Below are 3,020 nucleotides of genomic sequence, written 5' to 3'. Positions count from 1 at the left end.
GAAGTATTGCGTGTGGTCGCAGCCGAGTATCCGCTGACAAAAGTCATCGTGGTCAGCAATTGCGCTGATCCGACACATTGGAAGTACTTCACAAAAGCGGGTGCCTACGCGTTCTACGACAAAAACCATGAACTGGCCATCATGCGCCGCATGTTGGAGCGTTTAGCCAAGTACCTGTTACCGGAAGATTTTTCCTGCTGGCAATCATCACCAAATGGGAGCAGTACCCCATGGAACCAATCAGCAAAGAACACGACTTTCTAGCCGTGCTGCGGCACGTCATGTCACATGGCGTCATCACCTTGCTGGCAATGGCCATGGCGTTTGCCACGCCGGATGCGGCGCGGTACATCCTCTATGTATGGTGGCCACGCGTGGAGTTGAACGCGAATCTGTTGCTGGCGACAGAAATCGTGCTGGCCTCAACCTTGATGGTTCTGTTCTATCTGTGCAAACGCGCGTGGGACAACCGCCATCGCCTGACGAGCGCGAAGATGGCTTCGCTGCTCTTCACCAGGCATCCGCGCAAGGGATGGCTTTCGACCCTTCAGGAACGCAATCTGGTTCGCTCTTTACCGGCGGCGCGTGACGCCTCCATCCTTTCGCTCACGGGGTACGAAACCCTGATTGCCCCGGATAGCCTGTTGAAGGAGGTCTTCACGACGGCGTATGAAATCCGCGTCATGTTGCTCAATCCGCTCGGCGTAGCGGCGCGCAAGCGAGTCGACTCACTTCCGGAAGAAGTTACAACCTCGACCTTTCAAGAGGAACTTGCCGCCAGCATTGCGTTCCTGAACGAGTGCCGCAGAAGCGGCAAGAAAGTTTCGCTGAAGTTCTACGATCACGACCCGTTCTGGAAGGTTGTCGTTCTCGACGACCTGGCCTGGGTCCAGCATTGCCATAGCGGTCGTGAAATGAAGAACCAGCCTGAGTACGTGTTCGGGTTGCAATACGCTGAGCCGAACCAGGGACTGTTTGTGCCGTTTTATACCTACTTTCTCCACAAGTGGAATGAGGCAGGCCACTGGGAGTATGACTTCGACACCGCTGAAGTGGTCCAGCGGGATGCGACCACTGGCAACGAGACCGGGCGTGCTCCACTCGGACTCCCCGTCTATGGTCCTGCATCACCGCCCCTGGCAGCGGCCGCTCGAACCTTCTCACCTGCTTCAGGATATGGATTTGCGTGAGAGCAAATTGCACGAGTCAGAAAAGACTCTGGAATCGATCTTTGTAAGTTGAGCGCGGAGTGCGCGCTGTATTCATGTTGAATTAATGTTCTACCTGTTGAATCAATGTTCTAAGTGGAGGAAATCATGATGATAGGCTATTGGTTGTGCGCGTTGCTKTGGGGTGKGGTGCTGCTGGARGAGATCCAATGCATACCCCYTCAAGAATGGAAAGACGAGGGGCTRAAAAAGGTTCTGTTGCTGCGCCGGACCAGAACCCGGACCGGMTACTTTCTKGCGTTGATCGCGGGCGCCTTGTGCCTATATAGCGAAATCCTGGTGGCGCCGGYCGATCAGRRCATTTTCAATCCRGARCTCATACTTGCCCTGTGTGGTGTGCTTTGGGGTGCTTATCTTTCCGTYGTCTGCATGAAGGGSAAGCGCTAGATGCCTGKCTCCATGACGACTGCGGGTAACTGATATTTCACTATCGTCGGCCGGCAGGGATATCCCGCCGGTCAGGCGCTGAAACGGGCCCAGCCCTCAAGCCTCGGCCCAGCCGAAATCCCGGGCCCCGGCTTTTTCGAACCGGGGCTTTGTGATTTATCGGTCCCTAGCGAATACCGGTGCCCGCCATGGACTCTGGCACCCACTGCGCCGTCGATAACGGCTCGATATAGCGGATGCCGCCATGAGGGCCCACCACGCCATTGATGTTATAGGTGCCTTTCGACAGGTCGTACGTCATGAAAGGGGTGGCGTCCGGGACCTGTTGGTCATAGCTCTGGCTGAAGAAAGCGAAGGAGCCACGGTATAGCTGGCCACTGGTGTCGTACTGATCGGAGGCCACAGCGGCCCAGGTGTCTTCATCCAGGTAAAAGCGACGCTTCTGGTAGATGTGGTTTGCACCGGGCTTGAGGTTGCCCTCCACGACGTAGACCCGGTGTTTTTCCCAGCGTACGAAGTCCGGCGCAATGAAGTTTGGCGTGGTCAGCGATTTGGCATCGCGAGCGTAGGTCAGTTTGTAGGTGTTGTAGGGCACGATCATTTCCTGCTTGCCGACCAGCGTCCAGTCATACAGTTCCAGTGCTCGGGCGGTACCGGGGTTGGGTGTGTCGTAGGCCAGGATCGAAATCTGTTTGACGCGGCGCTGGGCAGGCATGTACTGCCAGGCCCGGCCAGGAAACTGCGTCGGGTTGGTGGCGTTCTTGAGCATGATCGACTCGCCGGCCCGGCGCGCGGGGCCGGTATAGGACAGTTTCAACTGATAGTAAATGTCGGAACTGTTGAAGGGCTTGGACATGTTCTCGTAAATCGGGAAGGAGACGAATGCCTCGCCGGTGACCGCCAGGCTCGGTACGCCCGCCGTGTCGACGCTCCAGGAGTCGTACTTGGAATGGATGTTGACACCCTGGTAGCGCAGCAGGAAGTTCCACATCGCTTCAGCGCCTGATTGCGGGATCGGGAACGGCACGCCGGGCAGCACATTGTCGATGGCGATCCCGCCGTTGAGGGACCTGGCGGCAGTGGCATTGCGGCGGCTATTGTCCAGTACCGCCTGCGGGAGCGATGCAGTGCGGTGGGTCGGATACACATCGATGCGAAAGCCGGGGTAACGCCTGGCCAACGCTACGGTGGTGGCGGTCAGCATGCCTTTGTACGACTCGACGTTCTTGCCGTTGATCACCAGCAGTGGTTTTTCGTGGGCAAAGGGGTCCGGGCGCATGCTGTCGCCGGTCTTGAAGCTTGCGGGGGCAGTGGTCAGGCCACCGTTGTAGGGCGGGATGGAGCCATCGGCATTACCGGCCTTTTCGGCACCCACCCACGTCAGGCTGGTGCCCAGCCGAGCGG

The 3,020-nt window shown here is 57.8% G+C and carries 2 protein-coding genes and 1 pseudogene; 2 read left to right on the top strand and 1 reads right to left on the bottom strand.

Going from position 1 to position 3,020, the window contains the following annotated elements; all coding sequences use genetic code 11:
* Together ACXRVY_RS22290 and ACXRVY_RS22285 are read left to right on the top strand one after the other, a co-directional pair.
* Positions 1-264, top strand: a pseudogene (locus ACXRVY_RS22290) (hypothetical protein); the annotation flags it as partial.
* Positions 231-1,190, top strand: coding sequence for a hypothetical protein (locus tag ACXRVY_RS22285; protein WP_223460605.1), 960 nt, complete (start codon positions 231-233; stop codon positions 1,188-1,190). The pseudogene ACXRVY_RS22290 and the gene ACXRVY_RS22285, both read left to right, overlap by 34 nt.
* Positions 1,191-1,782: 592 nt before the next feature.
* Here ACXRVY_RS22285 and ACXRVY_RS22280 read toward each other — a convergent pair.
* Positions 1,783-3,020, bottom strand: a 1,238-nt coding sequence (locus ACXRVY_RS22280; RefSeq protein ID WP_458238257.1) for a DUF1329 domain-containing protein, incomplete at its 5' end; no start/stop codon positions are given.

The organism is Pseudomonas sp. P5_A2_2, assembly GCF_054177685.1.
Note: the sequence above shows the minus strand (reverse complement) of the source record. Positions and strands in the feature narration are given on the sequence as shown.